This window comes from Streptomyces beigongshangae (genome assembly GCF_019710745.1).
Classification (GTDB): domain Bacteria; phylum Actinomycetota; class Actinomycetes; order Streptomycetales; family Streptomycetaceae; genus Streptomyces; species Streptomyces beigongshangae.
On record NZ_JAHKJW010000007.1, the window covers coordinates 37552 to 56254 of the forward strand.

Here is an 18703-nt window from a genome sequence, read left to right on the forward strand (position 1 = left end):
CTGCGGGACGGTCCGGGATCAGTGGAACCGGAAGCTGGTCAGCTGGTCGTTGTGGATCGGCAGAGCGGCGACGGAACCGCCGGGTCCGTAGCAGCCCATGTCGTAGCCGTAGTTCTCGTGCCGGTACATGCAGACGGTGCGATCGGTCCGGTTCCACACCGAGGTGGTGCGGTCGTTCATGTCCTTGCCGACGTTGGGTGTGTCACGGGTGCTCGAGAAGAAGCGGCCCTCGTAACTGCTGTGCTGCCAGATGCAGAAATGCCCGGAGGGGCACTGGCTGTAGTGGGCCTGCGCCGCCGGGGCGTTGAGCGTCACCAGGGCGCCGGCCAGCACTGCTCCGGAGAGCAGGGCGCGGCGAAGCCGTGAACCGATCACAGATGTTCCTCATTCATAATTCGTGATGTGCGATTTCGACACCGGCGGGAACGCCGGGACGTGGTGGGTGGAGAAGCACTCGCCGGAAGGCGCGGCGGAACGTCCGCCGCGGGGACCGGGTGTCGTGACCTTCCGTGTGTGCGTCCATTCGCTGCGACGTCCGGGACGTCGCAATGGTTCATTCCGGGACCCCGCGTCTCGCACGGCGACCGCCACGGGGCCGGCGATGCCGGCCGACGGCCACGCGTACCGTCCTCGGAGCCGCGGACGGAACACGGGATGGAGCGGCCCCCTCCCGGAACGGGACCGGTCTCCGGGGATCAGCTCGTGGCGTCGAGGACTTCGTAGACGTGCCGGATGTAACTGTGCGTGCGCTCCGAGCCGAGGATCCCGGCACCCAGCCGGTTCATCGTGTACGCGAACGTGATGCGCCGGTCGAGGTCCATCATGACGATCGAACCGCCCCAGCCGACCCAAAAGCAGATCGTTCCGGTGGGCATGCCCGGCATCGTCCTGGGGTCGGCGAGCGCGTAGCCGACGCCCCAGCGCACGGGAACGCCCAGGAACAGGTCCACTCCGTCGGCCTGCACGTCGAAGATCTTGTCCACGGTCTCCGGGGAGAGCAGCCGGTGGCCGTTCGCCTCGCCGCGTCGTGAGATCACGGAGAGGGCGCGGGCCAGGCCGTGCGCGTTGCCGTGTCCGTTGACGGCTCCGAGTTCGGCGCGGCGCCACTGCGGGGTGTCGACGTGCTCGTCCCGGGCGGGACTTCCGAGCATCGTCCGGGTGAGGACCGCGTCGGGATCGAGACCGGCCGGCACCGCGGAGGTCCGCGACGGCGACACCAGCGCGGCGATGCGCTGCCAGTCCGCCTCCCGCGCGCCGATCTGGACGTCGGCGTCCAGGGGTTCGGCGATCTCGGTCTCGACGAACTCGGTCAGGGTACGGCCGCTGACCCGCCGGACGAGCTCTCCCACGAGCTGCCCCTGGGTCTGCACGTGGTAACCCGAGGCGGTTCCCGGCTTCCACCAGGGCGCCTGTGCGGCCAGCCGGGCGCTCGCCGTCGGCCAGTCGTACAGGTCGTCCACGGTGAAGGGCTGCTGCCAGCCGGAGAGCCCCGAGGTGTGCGCCAGCACGTGTCGCACCTCGATGTCCTGCTTGCCCCGGGCGGCGAATTCGGGCCAGTACTCCGCGACCGGGCGGTGGAGTTCCAGGGCCCCCCGGTCGACGAGGACGAGAGCCGCCAGACTGCTGAGGGTCTTGGTGGTCGACCACAGGCTGACCAGCGTGTCCCGGCTCCATGGAATGGCCCGTGCCTCGTCGGTGTGGCCGCCCCACAGGTCGACTTCCATGACGCCGTCGACGTCGACGGCGATCGACGCCCCCAACTCCTCGCCGGATTCGAGGTGCGCTGCCAGTGCCGCCCGGACCGGCTCGAACCGGGCGGTACTGGTTCCTTCGACGGTGACCATGGTTTTCCCTGCTGTGGAAGACGTTCGTTCGACCACTCAACGGGACGACCGGTGTTCCGGTTCACGGTCGTGGCAGGTCGAAGGGCTGTTCCGGAGAGAATCCCTCCTGTACCGGGCCTTCCGTTCCGGCAGGTGTCGCGCGCGGAGATCGCGGAGATGCGGGGTGGATCATTCGCAGGCGTTCTCCACCTCTGGTCAGACACGGCAATCATCCGGTCGCCCGAGGGCGACGCGCACCCCGGCCCCTAGTCTCGAACACATCGGGAAAGCGACCGGTCGACGGTCGTGCCGGCGGTTGCCCCGCATCGGGCCGTGCTTCGCTCGCCCGCTCCAGTCCGCAGGCACACCACGCCTGCTCCCACAAGAATCCGGGGGATCTCCCATGTCCAAGCGTGTTCTCGTCCCGTCGCTCATCGGTGTCGCCGTTCTCGGCGGAGTGGCCGCCGGTGGGCTCGCCATCGCCTCGACCGCCACGGAGCCGGCCCTGGAGAACGCCTCGGCCCGTTACGCCGCGCCGTCCAGCGGCAGCACCGGCTCGCTCACCTTCACCGCGGACGTACGGGACGACTCGGGCGTGCGGGGTCTCAAGGTCGTGGCCTGGCCCGCGAGTTCGGCACTCGACCCGACCGAGGCGGAGCTGCGGCACGTGGACGGCGCCGGGTGCCGCGGCACCACGGACGACACATCCCGCTGCACCTACACGCTGAAGGTCACGAAGAGGCAGGCGGCCGAGCTGGACCGGGGCACCTGGTACGTCTCGGCGCTGGCGACGGCCAAGGACGGGGACACGCTGTTCGTTCCCCGCGCCGCCACCGTGGACGTCAAAGGCTGACCCACCACCGCCGGCCGGGCAGCTCCGAGGCGCCCGGCCGGCGCGGCGCGACGAAACCCCGGGAGCACCGCAGTCGTAGCCGACCGCGTGGCGCTCCCGAGTCCTGAATCGAGGATCCCACCATGCAGCCGACGCCCCGACCCGGTTCGAGGAGGGCAGGGTGCGAGCGCGGTCACGCGGGCGTACGTCCGGGCCGGACGAGGAGGCCGTCCCGCACCTGGCCGCCGGCAAGCGCACTCCTCCTGGGACGAGGAGGGTCCGGTGGATCCGCAGACGCCGCGGCCGGCCGGGGAGGCACTTCCGCAGCGGCGGCTCACGCCGCCCGCGCAGTCCTCACCCTGGGTGATGCCCTGCTAGGGTCTCCCCTGGTGCGCGGGAAGCGGAAGACGGGATTCTCGCCACTCCGTCCCGTCTGTACCCCTGTCGGTTCCGGGCGGACAGATCACGGCGACAGGGGTTGTGAGGGTCACGTGGATGCCTGGGCGGGGCGGTGTCCGGCGTTCTCCGTCACCCCGTTCTCCGTCACCTCCATGACGCGGCCGTCCCCGTACGGGCAGGTCGGCGATCCGCGGCCGGAACGGACAGTTCGTGTGCCGAGGGGACGTGCGGGTGCGGGTGCGCGTGGTGGCACCGTTGAGCGGGATACCGGGGGACGGTGACGGTTGTGCAACATGAGCTTGATTTCGGGTTGCTGGGTCCGTTGGTGGTGCGGCGGGCGGGGGCGGTACTGGATCCGGGGCGGCGCAAGCAGCGCCTGCTGCTGATCCGGCTGCTGCTCGCCGACGGCCGTGCGGTCGCCGGAGGGACACTGTGCGAGGACCTGTGGTCCCCGGAGCCGGGACGGACACCGGGCGGGACGGCGGCTTCCCTGCATGCCCACATCAGCAAGGTCCGCACGGTTCTGGAACCCCCGCACCTGCGCCGAGGGGCGTTCGAGGTACTGGTCACCGAACCCACCGGCTACGCCCTGCGCGTCCCGCCGGGGAACCGGGACACCGTGCGCTTCGAGCGGGCCGCCGCCCGGACACACCGGCTCCTGGAGCAGGGCCGGGCCGGACATGCCGTGCAGGAGGCCGACCGTGCTCTGAACATGTGGCGCGGCGCCGCGCTCGCGGACGCCGCGCACCACTTGTTCGCCGCCCAGGAAGCCGCGCGCCTGGAGGGGTTGCTGCAGACCGTGCGAGAGGTCCGCACCACCGCCCTGCTCCTGGACGGACGTACGCCGGAGGCCGTGGAGGCGGCCCGGGAACTGACGGTGGAGCACCCGCTGCGCGAGACCGGCTGGGCCCTGCTGCTGCGTGCCCTGTACACGGCCGGCCGCCACCCCGAGGCACTGCGGCGCTACACCGACCTGCGCCGGCTCCTCGCCGGCGAACTCGGCCTGGACCCCGGCCCCGAGCTGCGCGCCCTGCACGACGGCATCCTCCGCCACGACCTGCCGCCACTGCCCCTGCCGGGAACGACCGGGACGGCGGGCACGGCGGGCACGGCCGGCACGGCGGGCACAGCAGCCGACACCGGTACGGGCACCGCGGGCACGGCAGGGGACGGTGGCGGAAGCGAGCCGCCGCCCCTGGCGCGTCCGATGCAACTGCCACGTGATCTGCCGGTGTTCACGGGGCGGACGGCCGAAGGGGCGCGGCTCTGCGCCATGAGCGACGTATCGGGGCCGGGCGGTGCCTCCGTCGTGGTCATCGGTGGTGCTCCCGGTATCGGCAAGACCACCTTCGCCGTCCACCACGCCCACCGGATCGCGTCCTCCTTCCCCGACGGACAGCTCTTCGTCAACCTGTGCGGGTTCCACCCCCACGCACCCGCGGTGGACCCCGGTGACGCCCTGCACGGCTTCCTCACCGCCCTCGGCGTCCCCGCCTCGCGCATCCCCGAGGAGACCGCCGCCCGCAGCACCCTGTTCCGCACCCTGCTGGCCCACCGGCGCATCCTGCTCGTGCTGGACAACGCCCGCGACGAACAACAGGTCCGTCCCCTGCTGCCCGCCGGGGACGGCTGCCTCACCCTGGTCACCAGCCGCAACCAGCTTCCCGGCCTGATCGCCACCGATGCGGCCAGACCCCTCACCCTCGCACTGCCCTCACCTACCGAGGCCCACGAGACACTCGCCCGGCGACTGGGACCGGAACGCCTGGCTGCCGAACCCGCCGCCGCCGCCGACATCGTCCGCCTGTGCGGACGCCTGCCCCTGGCACTCGCGGTGGTCGCCGCCCGCGCCGAACTCGACCCCGCCTTCCCCCTGCACGCCGTCGCCGACGACCTGCGCCACGCCCCCACCGGCCTGGAAGCCTTCACCGGCTCCGACACCACCACCGACATCCGCAGCGTCTTCTCCTGGTCCTACCGTTCCCTGGACCGGTCCGCCGCCCGCCTCTTCCGACTGCTGGCCCTGCACCCCGGCCCCGACATCACCGCCCCGGCCGCCGCCGGCCTCACCGACCTGCCCCTTGCCGACACCCGCCGCCTCCTCACCGAACTGACCCGTTCCTGCCTCCTGGAACAGCCTCTGCCCGGCCGGTTCGCCCTGCACGACCTGCTACGCAGCTACGCCACCGAACTCAGCCACATCCACGACACCACCGGCGAACGCGGCCAAGCCACCCTGCGCGTCCTGGACCACTGCATGTTCACCGCCCACAAGGCCAACCGCCTGCTCAAACAGGACTCGGAGCCCGAGCGCGACTTCGGCTCCCCGAGCTCGGGCGTCACCCCCGAGGACCTCACCGGCGTGGAACAGGCCGACCGCTGGCTCACTGCCGAACACCGGGTGCTCAACGGCCTGCTGCACACCGCCGTCGACCAGGGACTGGACCACCACATCACCGGACTGGCCTGGGCCTTGAAGGAGCACCTGAACCGCCGGGAGTACTGGCCCGAGGCGATCGCCGCGCTGACCCCCGCGCTGGAAGTCGCCCGGCGCCGGGGCGACCGCCTGGAGGAAGGCCGCTGTCTGCGCCACATCGGCAGCGTCCACGGCTATCTCGGCCACCAGGAACAGGCCCTGGACCACCTGCGGCGCGCCACCACGCTCTTCGAGGAGATCGACGCCGTCGGCGAACAGGCCCGCGCCCACTACGGCACGGCGTGTGCGCTGTATCTGTTCGGCAGGATCCAGGAGGCTGTGGCGTTCTCCGAGCGAGGACTCGCGCTGTCCCGGGCGACGGGAGACGAGCTGTGGACGGCCGAGTGCCTCGTCGAGCTCGCCTGGTTCCATTCCAACCTGGGACAGTTGGAGAGAGGGCTCCTGTACAGCGAGGAGGCCCTCGCCCTGTTCCAGCGCCTGGACGCCCCGTGGCAGCAGGCTCAGGGCCGGGACGTCCGGGGCGCCACCCTCCGTATGCTCGGGCGGTACGAGGAGTCGGTGGCCACCTACCAGCAGGCGACGCACGCATTCGGGGAGCTGGGGGATCACCGGAACGCCGTCGGCTCGCTGATGCGCCTGGGCGACACCCGTCTGGCCATGGGCGACCGGGAGGCCGCCCGAGCCGACTGGGTCCGCGCGCTCGCCTACGCCGAACGACGGTCGTTGCCCCGCAGTGCCCAGGAGGCCCGGGACCGGCTCGCCGCCCTGGACGCCGAAGCGGACCCCGCGCCCGTCGTGCCGGAGAGGGCCGTCGGCAACCATCGGCTCCCCACTCCGGCGAGCGGTGATCCTGCGTGTGAGCTCCGTACCGCAGGGCGGGGTTGACGCGTCCCCGGGCCGTACCGGGTCGCAGGCCGGCCGGCCGCTCCCCTCCACGACGCGAGTCCCCGTCCACGACGCGCGTGCCGGGCAGCGGTACCGGGCGCGGTCCTGGACCGGCCGTGCGCCCGTCCGCCGGGTCGTGGCGGACGGGCGCACGGAGCGGTCACTTGGCCAGGAAGCCGAGCAGGGCGTCGGTGACCTCCTGGGCGTGGGTCCACAGCAGACCGTGCGGGGCCCCCTCCACGACGACGTACTCGGCCTGCGGGAGTGCCTGGTGGAAGGGCTCGGCGGTGGCTTCGACGGGCAGGATCCGGTCGGCGGTGCCGTGCAGGATCAGCGCGGGGACGTCGATCTTGGCGACGTCGGCGCGGAAGTCGGTGGTCCAGGTCGCCACGCAGGCCAGCGAGGCGTACCAGGAGGCACCGGCGGCGACGTTCCAGCTGTGCCGGACGGCCTCCTCGCTGATCCGGCTGCCCAGGTTCTCGTCCAGGTTGTAGAAGTCCTGGTAGAACTCGGTGAAATAGGCGTACCGGTCGGCGGTGACGGCCTGCTCGATGCCCTCGAAGACGCTTCCGTCGACACCGCCGGGGTTGTCGTCGGTCTTGAGCAGGAACGGCTCCAGGGACGCGAGGAAGGCGGCCTTGGCGATCCGGGCGGAACCGTAGGTACCCAGGTAGCGGCCGACTTCGCCGGTACCCATGGAGAAGCCGACGAGAACCACGTCATCGAGGTCGAGGGCCTCCAGGAGGGTGTTCAGGTCGGCGGCGAAGGTGTCGTAGTCGTAGCCGGTGGTGGGCCGGCCGGAGCGGCCGAAGCCGCGCCGGTCGTAGGTGATGACGCGGTGGCCGGCCTGGAGCAGGGCTGCGGCCTGCTTCTCCCAGGAGTGGCCGTCGAGCGGGTAGCCGTGGATCAGCACGACCGGCTGCCCGGTGCCGTGGTCCTCGTAGTAGAGGTCGACGGGGGTGGAGTTCTCCTGGCCGACGGTGATGAACGCCATGGTGATGGCTGCCTTTCGTGTGTTCGGGAGGGTCGAGGGTCGAAGGTCGGGATGCCCGAAGGAGCGGTACGAGGTGGATGACGCCCGTGAGGGGGCCGCTGGTCAGCGGACCGTGCGGGCGGCCTTCTCCACGATGCGGGTGACGGCATCGGGGCGCGAGACGGACACCGCGTGCGACGCGTCGATCTCGGTCGTGTGCGCGTGCGCCCGCCGCGCCATGAAGCGCTGGGCGGCCACGGGAATGTTGCGGTCCCCGGTGGTGACGAGTGACCAGGAGGGGATCGTCCTCCAGGCGGCCTTCGTGGACTTCTCCTCCAGCGCGGCGGCGGCGACCGGACGCTGTCCGGCAGCCATGAGACGCGCCTTGTCCGCCGGCACGTCCGCGGCGAACTGCCGGTGGAACTTGTCCGGCTTGATGAAGACGTCGGCGCCCTGACTGCCGTCGGGCAGGGTGTGGTTCACCGGTTCGATCACCTGGCCGAGGGTGCTGCCGGGGAACTTGTCCGTCAGCCCGAGCGAGCTCTCGCCGGCGTCGGGCAGGAACGCCGCGATGTAGACGAGCGCCTCGACCTTGTCCTCGAGTCCCGCGGCGGCCTGGCTGATCACCGTGCCACCGTAGGAGTGGCCGACCAGGACCACGGGTCCGTCGATGTGGTCGACGACGCCGCGCAGGTGGGCGGCGTCGTTCGCCGGGCCGCGCAACGGGTTGGCGGCAGCCACCACCGGGTAGCCGGCGCGCTGCAGTCGCTCGACGACGCCGTCCCAGCTCGCGCCGTCGGCGAACGCCCCGTGTTCCAGCACGATCGTCGGCCGCTCCCGGTGGGGGGCCGCGGCTCCCGCCGCACCGGGAAGGGTGAGTGCCGTGACGGACAGGCCTGCGGCCGCGGTGACACCGGACAGGGCGAGCCGGCGGCTCAGGCGGTGCAGGCGGTGCGGGCGGGCGATGCGCATCGTGAACATCCTTTTCCTTGGAGATCGGTAGGGGCATGACACCGGCGGGACGGGTGCGGCTCGCCTCCTGTGTCCGGAGGCCTGGTCCGGTTCTCCCGTACCGCCCGGATCACGTTCTGTGACCAGTGCCGCCGGAGCCGGTGGAGAGGGGGTACGGTCCCGGCTCGCCGCCCTGGAGGCGGAAACGGCCGGCACGGTCCAGGACGCGGGAACGCCCTGGACCGCAGGAACATGTGCCGGGACCGCACCGCCCGGCGAAGGCACCTCGCGTACGAACCGGAGCACCACCGCCAAGAACGACGCCGGGCGGCAACCGGTTCACCCCTCCGGTCAGCGAGCGCCCGGCGTCCCCGACCGGCACGACAAGAAGACGACAAGGTTCGGCGAAGGCGATCCGACCAGTGTTGGCCGCACGCCCCCGCCGGTGCGGGGGACATATCACGGAACACTTGAACAGGATCGAGCGCCACCTATGATCGGGACCTCGGATGCGGGGATCGTCTCCCCCGCTCCGGCCCGGGTTCATGCCCGGCACGTCACGTCGAACGCCGACTGCGACGCCTTCATCAGACACATCTACGACCAGTACGGACCTCTGCTCCTCCGGTACGCCACACGGCTGCTGGACGGCGACTGGCACAGGGCGGAGGACGTTCTCCAGGAGACGGCGGCCCGCGCCTGGAAACACGCTCAGTTTCTGGGCACCCGCAGCGAACACGTCCGGCCGTGGCTGTTCACCGTGGCCAGGAACCTGGTCCTCGACCATCATCGGAGCCGCCGGATCCGCCCTGTGGAACTGATGCCCGCCGAGGAACTGGACGCCGTCCGGGACGGCACGGACTCCGCCTTGACCTCCCACGTGGTGCTTGAGGCACTCCGGGGACTGAACGAGCAGCAACGGACTGTCATCCAGCTCATGTACTACCTGGAATGCAGCGTTGCCCAGGCCGCCGAACACCTCGGCATCCCGCCCGGCACCGTCAAGAGCCGTGCCTTCTACGCCATGCGGGCTCTGCGCAGGGCGCTGGAGGAGCGGGGCGTACTCGGCGAGTGACCCCAGTCCGCCGACCAGCGCCCGCTGGTTCGTGGGTCCCCCTCCCTCCGCCTGCCGCGTGTCGCGTATCGCGTACTGAGGTGAACCGATCAGATGATCAGGGGATGGGGACGTCTCAGCAGGGGCTCGGCGGAGCGGCGACGGACCAGCCGGCCCCGTGACAATCCGTGCAGTGACCGTAGTTCCATGCCGGTACACCCGGTACACGTGGACGGCTGCCGGTACACCCGGTACACGCCGACGGCGCGGTTGGTCCGATCCCGCACCCAGGTCGTGCGGTCCTTCGGGGGTGTACGGGCCCCCGCCCGCAGCGTCTGCGCTGCGGGCGGGGGCAAGAGCCGCCTTTGCGCCGGGGCGTCACCACCCCTGTGCACGTCGTCCGTCCGAGGCGGTGGGTCAGCGGATCTGCAGGATGTACAACGTCGAGTTGAGTCCCTCGACGTCGCGGATCGACTGCCACTTGGCCATGGTTCGCACCTCGTTGCCGAGGATCATCTCGATGTTGTTGTTGCCGGACGTGATCCTGGAAACGTTGGGAAGCTGGGGGGCCAGGACACCGGCGTTGGCGAAGCACGCGGTTTGGCCGCCGTTGTACCAGACCTTGACGAAATCGTCCCTGTCACCGCAGCTGGTCTGGTTGGTGGCGGAGGCCGTGGAGACAGGTGCGAGGACTGTCATGACCCCCGCCGCCACCGCGGTGAGCGCGAGGTGTGAAACGGAACGCTTCATGGATGCGACTTGCCTTTCTTGAGGTGCAGTACTGCGGAGCAGCACGATGCGTGACCGGCATCCGCCCTTGCCATGTGCGGGAGGGGCGGATGGATTCGTGAGGTGAACGGTGGTCGGCCGCAGTGCGGCCGACCACCGTTCGCTGAGGCGGTGGGACGACAGGTCATGCCCTGACCCCACCGACCGGACGTGCAGGCGTCCGGTCGGTTCAACGTCGCGTGAAGGTCCGCGGTTCACCGAGCACGGAAATCGGACGTGTTGAGCCGTCGTCCCACAGGTCGTCCCCCGCCGAGGGGTGGACTGACGATGAGCATCGTGACCCACCCGACCAGGGCATGAGGCAGATCGGGTGCGGCAGAACAGGGACGTGGCGTCGTAGCTGCCCGGCTTGAGCGCGCAGGTGCGGCGCACCTGAGGCAGCAGCGACACGCCCGATTCGCCGAAGAGCACGGTCCAGGCACGTTTGTTCACCGCCCCTTTTGATGCGCCGCCAATCGTGGGCGACCCACCGGGCGATTCGGGCGGTGGTGTGATGCGGAATGCACTCAGTCGTCGGCCAGGTCCTGAAGGCCGGTCAGGTGCAGTAGCTCCACAACAGGCCGACGTCCGGGCACAGAAGCTTTATGAGCGCGATTATCTTACAAATCATCAATAAGAGCGAAATCCCCGTAAGAGGTCTGTATGTGTTTGACGTAATACGGTGTCATATCCATGCCAGATCGTCCCGCTCATCTCGTTGAACCCGTGAGGGGAAGGCAGGAACATGGGCAGATTCAGGTACGGAACCGTGGCGTCGGCCATCGTGCTGGCCGCCTTGGGATCGCTCGCGACCGCGGGAGGCACGGCCTACGCGGAAGCGGGGCAGGACAGCATCGGCATGCTGAAGCAGGAGAAGTCCCAGTGGTGCTGGGTCGCCTCCGGACTGACCATCGCCAAGTTCGCGGGCTTCGGCTCCACGCAGACGGACTTCTGCAACCGGGCCCAGCCCTACTACGGCTGCAACAACCAGCCCGCCACGCTCGACGACATGGCCAGGGGCTGGCACAGCCTCGGTATGGCCCATACCGGCTCAGGCCTGAACAGCGCGGCCACGTTCAATCAGGTCTACACCGACGTCAAGGCGGGCCGGCCGATCGGTGCCCGCATCGGATGGACGTCCGGTGGCGGCCACATGAACGTGGTCTACGGCTTCGACACGTCGAACACCACGATCGCCGTGGCCGACCCGTGGCCGAACACCACCACATACACGTGGTGGAACTACAGCGACTACGTGAGCAACAGTTCGTCCAAGTGGACCCACTCCCGCATCGGCATCTCCCGCTAAGGCAGGCGACATGCGCGACACCAGCGGCACCAAAAAATCCGGCAAGCACGCGGCCTCTCGATCCTCCCGCCTGTCCATCGCCATCGCACTGAGTGCGTCCACACTGCTGTCCGTTGTCGGGTCGGCGCACCCGGCGCCGGCCAAGGACCCCCTTCCGGCCGACATCCCCGACTACCAGGCCGCCCTCGACGCGGTGAAATCCGCCGACGTCCGCAACGCCGTCTGTCGCTTCCTGCGCACCCCGGTGCCCGCCGGTGGCGCCGACGAGCCGGTGGTGAAGATCCCCGAAACGGCCGAGCCGTGTCAGGGCCTCGCGGTCTTCACGATCAAAGACCCGGTGGCACGCAACGAGATCACCCCCGGTTTCGTCGCGGGCACCGCCCGGCCGCTGCCCACCGAGGCGATCAAGCTGACGCAGCTGGTCTCCTCGCTCAGCGCCACCGTCAACGGCCGCAACGTCACCGTCATGCTCGCCCCCTCCCAGGGTGGCGGATGGCACCTGGCGGCCGTGCGTGAAGGCGACAGCGACGCCACATACGCCGGCAAGGCCACCGTGGGCACGCTGGTCTTCATCGAGCCGCAGATCCACGGCTGGTACCGGCTCAAGCTCAACACGGTCGAGCCGCTCAACGACCAGGCCCGCCAAGGACTCGACGGCCAGGCGTCGGTGTCGCTCAGCGACTACCAGAAACTGGTCAAGGCCCGCTACGCCGACAAGCTGCCCGGCTCGGCGTACGACACCACGGGCTATTCCAGCGGCTACGGCCCTCGGCGCGGAGCGGACGACGCCTCGTCCTCCACCCTGCTGCTCGCCGGCGGTTCCAGCGCGGCACTCGTCCTCGCCGGCGGAGCCGTGGTGCTGCACCGACGCCGGCGCGCAAGCACCCACTGAACCCGGACCCCTTTACGCTCCTGTGCTCTGCCCCAGCAGCCGGCCGGGGCAGAGCACAGGAGCGTACGGACCACCTCACGCAGTGTCCCCGTCGACTCTCCGCGCTCGTGCCTGGAGCTGCTCCTGGCCGTGCCGCGCGCACGGTGACCGTCGCACTTCAGTCCTCATGCCTCAGTCCTCATGCCTCAGTCCTCATGCCTCAGTCCTCAGTCCTTGCCGATCACGACGACCTCGTCACGGCCGGTCCAGCGTCGCCGCTCGGTCTTGGGCGGGTTGACGCACACGCCGTACCGCGGGCCCTGTCGTGCTGTGGCGTGGTCTCGGTACCCGATCGCGCACTCACCCCGCAGGCGTGCCGCGGCCACCACCGTGGCGAAGGTGGTTTCGTGGTCCAGGCGGACGTAATCGGCGGCCGGCCGCAGGAGGATTCCCTTTCCTCCGGCACGGAACAGTTCTTCGAAAACTCCCGCCAAGTGCCGGTTCTGGGAGATCTGCGCCATCAGCAGGCCGATGATCTTGCCGCTGATGATCACGTCGGCGCTGGGACTGATCGGTGCCAGAACCCGGTTGCGGTCGTCGACCAGTTCCGTGACCACCGGCAGCTCGCGTCCGGTGGTCTCCTCCAGTTGCTGGAGCAGCAGCAGGGTGACCAGTGTGTGGTTGTCCGGCTCGGCCGCGGGGCCGTCGGGCGCGGGATCCCGGCCGAGCACGATGACACTGTCGTAGGACCCGATGTCCAGGCGGCGCAGAGTTTCAGGGCGGGTGACGTCTCCCCGGTGCAGTGTGAAGGCCAGTCCCGCACCGGCCGGTGCGGCGGCGTCGGCGGCGTCACCGACGCCGACCTGATGAACGGTGGTTGCGCCGTCCGCCGTCACCACGTCGACAGTCGATCCGGGCAGCACGCAGCGGCGCAACTGGTCGATCATGAGCGGTGCCCGGCGGTTCCAGCCCAGCAGCAGCACCCGCTCCGGTCGTGCGGACGCCGGCGGCTCGCACATCATGGCTGCCTTCTCCACCGACTCGGCACAGTCATCCAGTTGGACGGTGTCGTCGTCGCGGGAGATGACGAGGATCTTGTCGTCCGCACGGACCGGTGTGTCCGGTGAGGGGGCGAGCAGGGGTGTCTCCCCGCGCAACAGTCCGACGACGCTCGACGTCGCGTAGGACAGCAGCGCCTCACCGAACGGGCGGCCCACCAGGGCGGGTTCCGCGACGAGGTAGAACTCCTCACCGGCGAAGTCGAGCAGTTCACGGTGCACGAGGGAGAGCCCGGGGCGGCGAGCGGTCTGGACGGTCATGCGGGCGGTGATCGTGTCGCTCTCCAGGACGATTCCGTCCGGCCCCGCGGCCAGCGAGGCGGCCAGACGGAACCGGTCGTCCCGGACCGCGGCGACCACGGAAGGCCGGGCCACCCGGCCGTCTCCCTGTTGGGACAGGGCGGTTCGCAGGGCAAGCAGCGTCCTGACGACCTCGGCGTCGGCGTCCGGCTCGTCGTGGGGCAGCACCAGGACGGCACCGGCCGTGGCCGGGTTGGCCAAGGAAAGCACGGCCGGGTCGGTGGTGGGGCCGCTGCGGCAGATCAGCCGCGTACGGCCGACAGGACCCACCCGGGTGCCGAACGCCTCCTCCATGGCGGTCTTGTCCCGGTCGGCCAGTACGACCACCACCGCCCGTTGCTGGTTGGCGTTGGCGGCCACCAACTCGCCCACCACCGTGAAGACCTGTTCCGACCATCCCAGCACCACCGCATGCCCGCACTCCAGTACGGTGGACCGGCCCCTTCGCAGCGCGGTGAGCCGTTCCGTGAGGGCGGCCGTGATCAGGCCGACGAGGAGGGAGACGTACAGCAGGGCGATCAGGGCGAGCAGCACCGACATCGCCACCCGCAACGGTGTGTCCGTCACACCCCCCAGGCGCAGGGTCTCGCCGGTGAGACGCCAGACCTCCGCCAGCCTGCCCGGCGCGGACGCCGGAGCGTCCGGGTCGGTCCACACCAGCACGACGCTCACCGGCACGACGACGGCCAGGCACAGCAGGGCCAGCCAGCCGACGAGCGCGGAGGCACCACGGGCCAGCGTGCTGTCGAACCGGTAACGGATCCGATCACCGAGCTCCTTGAGCCCACCGGCCCCACCGCGTGGATCGCGCTGCTGTCCCATCCCGCCTGCCCCCTCAGTCTCCTCCGTCCTCCCCGTCGCCCGTGTTTCGACAGGCCGGGCGGCGCTCATGCCGGTTGCACGCAGACCTGTTTCTGCCACCACATTCGGGCCCGGAGGCGGACGTACCGGGTCTGCAGTGTGCTTCGCAGGCGTCTACGGCGGGCGCATTCGACTGCATTTCACCCTTTCGAGTCGTTGCGCACCCGCGCCCGGGGACATCCCCGCGCGTACCGGGCCCTCCCCGCGCATGCGGGGAGGGCTCCTCCGGCAGGCCGCGCCGGACGCCGGGGGGTGCCGCTCCCCTCACCCGCGGGAATGGCCTCACCCCGCCTGATGCCTCTCCCATGTTCGGCCTGCTCCCCTAGCCGAGAGTCGAGGTCGTGGACAATGGGCAGGTCGAGCTCGGGGCATTCCTGAACGACACCCGTCGCCGGGCCGCCGAGCTCAGCCCCGGGCGTCGGACAGCACTCGACGAACTCGGCATGCGCTGGTGGATCCCTGGGGCAGGAGCCGCCGGTGCCGTGACCACGAACGTTCGGGGTGCCGGCGGACCTGCCGGTACGGCGGTACGGCGGTGTGGCGGTGGGAGTTCAGCCGACCTCGTCGCGGACGGCGGTGTCGAGGTCGGTGGCGGTCAGGCCGAAGGTGTCGGCGGTTTCCGTCGCGTCCATGTGGAACGGCGCGTACCACTGGTAGTCCATCTCGGCCATCTCGCGGGCGATCGGCACGATCAGCCCGGCCGTACGCGTCACGGAGCGCGGTATCCGGATCAGCTTGACCGGTGGCCGGCCTGCCGCGACGGCGTAGCGCCGCGCCAGCTCGCGAATGGTGACGGCGGGCGCGGACGGCACGTGCCACGGTCGGCCCCACGCACGTTCTTCCGGGGCCAGCGTGATGAGGGCCTGTGCCATGTCGCCGTTGAAGGTGAAGGTGTGCGGCATGTCCAGGTGGCCGGTGATCCAGGCTGCTTTTCCCTTCTGCAGGGCCGACTTGATGAGCAGGGGGTAGATGCCGTTGGCGTCCTTGCCGATGTAGTCGGAACCGCGGACCTCGACGGTGCGGATCCCCCCGGCGAGGGCCTGTTCCCACATGCGTCTGCGCAGGCGGCCCTTGTGCCCGGTGGCGGCCATGGGGGTGTGTTCGTTCATCCGGCCACCGGGCTGCGGCCCGTAGGCGTAAAGGCTGCCGGTCAGCGCGAGGACGGCGTCGTTCGCCTTGGCGGCGGTGACGGCCGCCGTCTGCAGGGGCGGCAACAGGCGCTCCCACACCGTGTACGAGGGTGGATTGGCGCAGTGGTAGATCACTTCCGAGCCGCGGGACAGTTCGGTCAGGCCGGAGGGGTCGGACGCGTCCGCGGCGACCCGGTCGACCAGCGGGTGCTCGGGGCCGGAGCCGCTGCGGGTGACGATCCGGACGCTCTCGCCGCGCTCGGCGAGCAGACGGGCGACGTTGGTACCGATGGAACCGGCACCGATGATGACGTGCTTGGCCATGTCGGTTTCTCCTTCTCCGGGGTGCCGGTCAGTCGTCCACGCCGGAGCCGGTGTAGGCGGGCACGTCCGCGAGCAGGCCGGCGATCTGCGGGTTGAGCTCGTTGCGGCGCCGGTGCAGTTCCTGGATCCCGGCGTTCAGGTCGGGGTCGTCGTCGTCACTGACGTCGAAGATCTCCAGCCGCTCGACCAGGTGCAGCCCGAGGTGGTCGGTCCGGTAGGTGGTCGGGTGCGTCAGGCAGGCGAAGAGCCCGTCGAGATGTTCGACGACGAACACCGCGCCGTACGTGTAGTCGCCGCCGTGGTCGCGGCCGACGACGAAGGACTTGACGGCGGGGTTCGAACGGCCCTGATTGCGCCAGCTCTCCAGCACCCCCTCGATCTGCTCGGGCGTCGCAGTGGCCTTCATCGTGACCCTGTTGATGTGGTGAATCATGACCTACCATCCGTTCCTAACGTTGTTAGATTTCCTAACGCCGTTAACTATGATGCGCGCAACCGACGCGGTCAAGGCGGTGACTAGTCTTCGAGGACACCATCGAAGCGAAGTGACGGACCATGCCGACCAGCACGAGACGGGCCCGCGAACGGGCGAACACCCGGGAACGGATCATCGAGGCCGCGCTGCACGTCCTCGAGACCGAGGGCGTCGCGGCCCTGACGATCCGGCGCATCGCCACCGACGTCGAATATTCCGCGCCCGTCGTCTACCAGCACTTCGCCAACAAGGACGCGCTCGTACTGGAGCTGGTCGCGCACGGTCACCGCCTGATGCTGAGCGAGTTCCACCGGGCCGCGCAGGAGCCCGACACGGACCGGCGCATGACGCGCATCGCGTCGCAGTACGTGCGGTTCGCCGGCGAGCACCCCCACCTCTTCCAGGTCATGAACGACCCGTTGGTCGACGCGGACGAACGCCGACGCGTCGCGGAACCGGTCGTCGACGTCCTCAGGGAGCTGCTCACCACCTGGTCGGCCGCACACGACGTGGTCCTGGCCGATTTCGACCAGGCTTGCGAAATCCTCTGGGGCACGCTGTACGGCATCGCGTCGCTCGGTCACCTCGGCAACGTCGGCGACGATCGCGCCCGCCACCTCGCCGAACAGGCACTCCGCGCGATCCTCCTCGGCTGGCGAACCGGGATGCCGGCGAGCAACCGGGGTCCGTCTTCAAGCGGATCGTGACCGGAGCAGGAACGAGCGGAGCGCGGGGGCGACGTCCGTCAGGGAGGAGATGCCGGTGCGGTCGAGCCGGAGCGGTCACCGTGTCCTCACTGCGTTCACTGAGGCGGATCCCGGTCGGCAGGCTTACCGACCGGGAAGGGCCGAACCGGAAACCTGCTCGAACGGCCCGGCACTGCGGTGAGAGCCGCATGAGATGCACGGCATCGGGCACTCGGCCCCTTCGGACAAGCGCAAAGGTGGACGTACTCGTGCAGTCGGCCAGTGACAGTGGTGCCCGTGACAGCCGTGAGGGAAGGCCCCGTGTTCATGCCCTCTGCACCACGCTGGAGTTGAGCGGCAGCAGCTCCTGCATCGCCCAGGCGCGCCATCACGCAGCCAGCTTCCTCGCCCGCGTCCGTACCGAGCAGGATGTGCCGGTCTCTGCCAGTGCCGTGGACCTCACGCAACTCGTGGTGAGCGAGCTGGTCACCAACGCCCGTGTGCACGCCCCCGGCCCCGCGCGGATGGACCTGCGCGTCGCTGACGACACGGTGGAGGTGAGCGTGCAGGACAGCGCCCGTACGCGCCCGGTCGCTCGCGGCGTCGATCCCCGCCGGATCGGCCAGCACGGTCTGGAGATCGTCCAGGCCATCGCCCAGGCGGTCCACGTCCGTCTCGGACCGTCCGGCAAACGCGTCAGTGCCCGCATCGCCCTGTCCCGCTAGGGCGCGTATCGAGTCGTGGTCAGCGGCCCGGGACACGGGCTGCTCGGGCCTGGGCATCCACCGCAGGCTGTCTCCAACCCACCTGGCGGGCGGCACGCCCGAACGGCAGCGCGGGGGCCTGGCAGCACCCCACCCGTCAGGCCCACGTCCGGTCTGCCTGCACATCCGGGCCCGGCCGGGCGGGTGAAGGAACCTCGCGGCGTTGCAGTGCGTCAAGCCCTGGCATGGAAAGACACACCCAGAAGCACCGGTACCTGAACATGTGGATACCACCCGCGGTCTTCCTAGCAGCACTGGTCGCGCTGGTTTTGGCGCACTTCGTCTGGCTGGGGACCCCGCTCGGGGTGGGGAACGACACCAACGGCAACTGCCCCCTGGACAATGTCCCACCCTGGTGGCCCGGGTGGCTGCCCACGTGAACCGGATGCCAGACGCCGTCGACAGGCGCTGCAGCACCCACGGCCATCCGGTAAGTCGCAGGACAGGAGCAATCCGTATGCATCGCCCCCCGCCGTCACGGGATGGGGGCGATCCGCAGCGCCCGGGGGCGGGCCCGGTTCTCGCGCCGGGTGTCCGGTCGGTCCCGGTCAGGTGACGGGGCCCAGGGTGAGGCCGCCGTCGGCGACGAGTTCGGCGCCGGTGGCGAAGCGCGCCTGGTCGGAGGCGGCGAAGAGGATGAAGCCGGCGATCTCGTCGGGGGTGGCGTTGCGGGGGATGGCGAGGTCGTCGACGGGCACGAGTGCGGTGCCGTCGGGGCCGTATGCGGGTGTCTCAGCCGGCTCGTGTCTCACGGAATCCGTCCGAGGCGGGCGGTTGACGCTGTGAGTGACGACCGTCCTCCA

17 protein-coding genes are annotated in these 18703 nt (G+C 70.1%); 8 read left to right on the forward strand and 9 right to left on the reverse strand.

Annotated features, from left to right (window positions below; translation table 11 throughout):
- Positions 1-18: 18 nt before the first annotated feature.
- Together KM933_RS07305 and KM933_RS07310 are read right to left on the reverse strand one after the other, a co-directional pair.
- Positions 19-375 (reverse strand): peptidase inhibitor family I36 protein, encoded by a 357-nt coding sequence (locus KM933_RS07305; RefSeq protein ID WP_221349372.1) that lies wholly within the window; start codon positions 373-375, stop codon positions 19-21.
- A 320-nt stretch (positions 376-695) separates the two neighbouring features.
- On the reverse strand, positions 696-1844 hold the full coding sequence (locus tag KM933_RS07310; protein ID WP_221349374.1) for a serine hydrolase domain-containing protein: 1149 nt from the start codon (positions 1842-1844) through the stop codon (positions 696-698).
- A 382-nt stretch (positions 1845-2226) separates the two neighbouring features.
- On the opposite strand from KM933_RS07310, the gene KM933_RS07315 reads away from it, so the two are divergent.
- Together KM933_RS07315 and KM933_RS07320 are read left to right on the forward strand one after the other, a co-directional pair.
- A complete protein-coding gene (locus tag KM933_RS07315) occupies positions 2227-2676 on the forward strand; it encodes a DUF5707 domain-containing protein (protein WP_221349375.1) in 450 nt (149 codons plus the stop codon).
- A 664-nt stretch (positions 2677-3340) separates the two neighbouring features.
- Positions 3341-6376 carry an AfsR/SARP family transcriptional regulator gene (locus tag KM933_RS07320; RefSeq protein WP_221349377.1) on the forward strand — a complete coding sequence of 1012 codons (3036 nt, stop codon included), beginning with the start codon at positions 3341-3343 and terminating at the stop codon, positions 6374-6376.
- A 160-nt stretch (positions 6377-6536) separates the two neighbouring features.
- Here the strand turns inward: KM933_RS07320 and KM933_RS07325 are convergent, their stop codons facing one another.
- Positions 6537-7370, reverse strand: a complete 834-nt coding sequence (locus KM933_RS07325) for an alpha/beta fold hydrolase (RefSeq protein ID WP_221349379.1) — start codon at positions 7368-7370, stop codon at positions 6537-6539.
- A 102-nt stretch (positions 7371-7472) separates the two neighbouring features.
- The gene (locus KM933_RS07330; RefSeq protein ID WP_430727290.1) at positions 7473-8330 is read right to left on the reverse strand and encodes an alpha/beta fold hydrolase; all 858 of its coding nucleotides are present in this window, start codon (positions 8328-8330) and stop codon (positions 7473-7475) included.
- Positions 8331-8793: 463 nt separating this feature from the next.
- Here KM933_RS07330 and KM933_RS07335 point away from each other — a divergent pair, with 463 nt between their 5' ends.
- Positions 8794-9375 (forward strand): sigma-70 family RNA polymerase sigma factor, encoded by a 582-nt coding sequence (locus KM933_RS07335; RefSeq protein ID WP_221349381.1) that lies wholly within the window; start codon positions 8794-8796, stop codon positions 9373-9375.
- A 396-nt stretch (positions 9376-9771) separates the two neighbouring features.
- Here KM933_RS07335 and KM933_RS07340 read toward each other — a convergent pair whose 3' ends face one another.
- The gene (locus KM933_RS07340) at positions 9772-10104 is read right to left on the reverse strand and encodes a beta/gamma crystallin domain-containing protein (protein WP_221349383.1); all 333 of its coding nucleotides are present in this window, start codon (positions 10102-10104) and stop codon (positions 9772-9774) included.
- 763 nt (positions 10105-10867) lie between these two features.
- Between KM933_RS07340 and KM933_RS07345 the strand changes: the two genes are divergently transcribed.
- Both KM933_RS07345 and KM933_RS07350 read left to right on the forward strand, forming a co-directional pair.
- On the forward strand, positions 10868-11431 hold the full coding sequence (locus KM933_RS07345; protein ID WP_221349385.1) for a papain-like cysteine protease family protein: 564 nt from the start codon (positions 10868-10870) through the stop codon (positions 11429-11431).
- A gap of 10 nt (positions 11432-11441) precedes the next feature.
- The gene (locus KM933_RS07350; RefSeq protein WP_221349387.1) at positions 11442-12323 is read left to right on the forward strand and encodes a hypothetical protein; all 882 of its coding nucleotides are present in this window, start codon (positions 11442-11444) and stop codon (positions 12321-12323) included.
- Between the two features lie 206 nt (positions 12324-12529).
- Here the strand turns inward: KM933_RS07350 and KM933_RS07355 are convergent, their stop codons facing one another.
- The 3 genes from KM933_RS07355 to KM933_RS07365 all read right to left on the reverse strand — a co-directional run bounded on the left by KM933_RS07355 (position 12530) and on the right by KM933_RS07365 (position 16408).
- On the reverse strand, positions 12530-14482 hold the full coding sequence (locus KM933_RS07355; protein ID WP_221349389.1) for a CASTOR/POLLUX-related putative ion channel: 1953 nt from the start codon (positions 14480-14482) through the stop codon (positions 12530-12532).
- A 590-nt stretch (positions 14483-15072) separates the two neighbouring features.
- Entirely contained in the window at positions 15073-15975 is a 903-nt protein-coding gene (locus KM933_RS07360; protein ID WP_221349391.1) for an SDR family oxidoreductase, read from the reverse strand.
- 28 nt (positions 15976-16003) lie between these two features.
- Complete coding sequence (locus KM933_RS07365; protein ID WP_221349393.1) at positions 16004-16408, reverse strand: Dabb family protein; 405 nt, start codon at positions 16406-16408, stop codon at positions 16004-16006.
- Between the two features lie 122 nt (positions 16409-16530).
- On the opposite strand from KM933_RS07365, the gene KM933_RS07370 reads away from it, so the two are divergent.
- The 3 genes from KM933_RS07370 (at position 16531) to KM933_RS07380 (ending at position 18280) form a co-directional block, all read left to right on the forward strand.
- Complete coding sequence (locus KM933_RS07370) at positions 16531-17157, forward strand: TetR/AcrR family transcriptional regulator (RefSeq protein WP_221349395.1); 627 nt, start codon at positions 16531-16533, stop codon at positions 17155-17157.
- A gap of 329 nt (positions 17158-17486) precedes the next feature.
- Positions 17487-17861 carry an ATP-binding protein gene (locus tag KM933_RS07375; RefSeq protein WP_308013294.1) on the forward strand — a complete coding sequence of 125 codons (375 nt, stop codon included), beginning with the start codon at positions 17487-17489 and terminating at the stop codon, positions 17859-17861.
- A gap of 224 nt (positions 17862-18085) precedes the next feature.
- Complete coding sequence (locus tag KM933_RS07380) at positions 18086-18280, forward strand: hypothetical protein (RefSeq protein WP_221349399.1); 195 nt, start codon at positions 18086-18088, stop codon at positions 18278-18280.
- A gap of 168 nt (positions 18281-18448) precedes the next feature.
- On the opposite strand, the gene KM933_RS07385 is transcribed toward KM933_RS07380, so the two are convergent.
- The gene (locus KM933_RS07385) at positions 18449-18652 is read right to left on the reverse strand and encodes an SDR family oxidoreductase (protein ID WP_221349401.1); all 204 of its coding nucleotides are present in this window, start codon (positions 18650-18652) and stop codon (positions 18449-18451) included.
- Positions 18653-18703 lie beyond the last annotated feature (51 nt).

Bases quoted from the DNA above. Each gene is read 5' to 3' on its own strand.
- KM933_RS07310 (WP_221349374.1), bottom strand. From the start codon at position 1,844: ATGGTCACCGTCGAAGGAACCAGTACCGCCCGGTTCGAGCCGGTCCGG.
- KM933_RS07315 (WP_221349375.1), top strand. From the start codon at position 2,227: ATGTCCAAGCGTGTTCTCGTCCCGTCGCTCATCGGTGTCGCCGTTCTC.
- KM933_RS07325 (WP_221349379.1), bottom strand. From the start codon at position 7,370: ATGGCGTTCATCACCGTCGGCCAGGAGAACTCCACCCCCGTCGACCTC.
- KM933_RS07330 (WP_430727290.1), bottom strand. From the start codon at position 8,330: ATGTTCACGATGCGCATCGCCCGCCCGCACCGCCTGCACCGCCTGAGC.
- KM933_RS07335 (WP_221349381.1), top strand. From the start codon at position 8,794: ATGATCGGGACCTCGGATGCGGGGATCGTCTCCCCCGCTCCGGCCCGG.
- KM933_RS07340 (WP_221349383.1), bottom strand. From the start codon at position 10,104: ATGAAGCGTTCCGTTTCACACCTCGCGCTCACCGCGGTGGCGGCGGGG.
- KM933_RS07345 (WP_221349385.1), top strand. From the start codon at position 10,868: ATGGGCAGATTCAGGTACGGAACCGTGGCGTCGGCCATCGTGCTGGCC.
- KM933_RS07350 (WP_221349387.1), top strand. From the start codon at position 11,442: ATGCGCGACACCAGCGGCACCAAAAAATCCGGCAAGCACGCGGCCTCT.
- KM933_RS07355 (WP_221349389.1), bottom strand. From the start codon at position 14,482: ATGGGACAGCAGCGCGATCCACGCGGTGGGGCCGGTGGGCTCAAGGAG.
- KM933_RS07360 (WP_221349391.1), bottom strand. From the start codon at position 15,975: ATGGCCAAGCACGTCATCATCGGTGCCGGTTCCATCGGTACCAACGTC.
- KM933_RS07365 (WP_221349393.1), bottom strand. From the start codon at position 16,408: ATGATTCACCACATCAACAGGGTCACGATGAAGGCCACTGCGACGCCC.
- KM933_RS07370 (WP_221349395.1), top strand. From the start codon at position 16,531: ATGCCGACCAGCACGAGACGGGCCCGCGAACGGGCGAACACCCGGGAA.
- KM933_RS07380 (WP_221349399.1), top strand. From the start codon at position 18,086: ATGGAAAGACACACCCAGAAGCACCGGTACCTGAACATGTGGATACCA.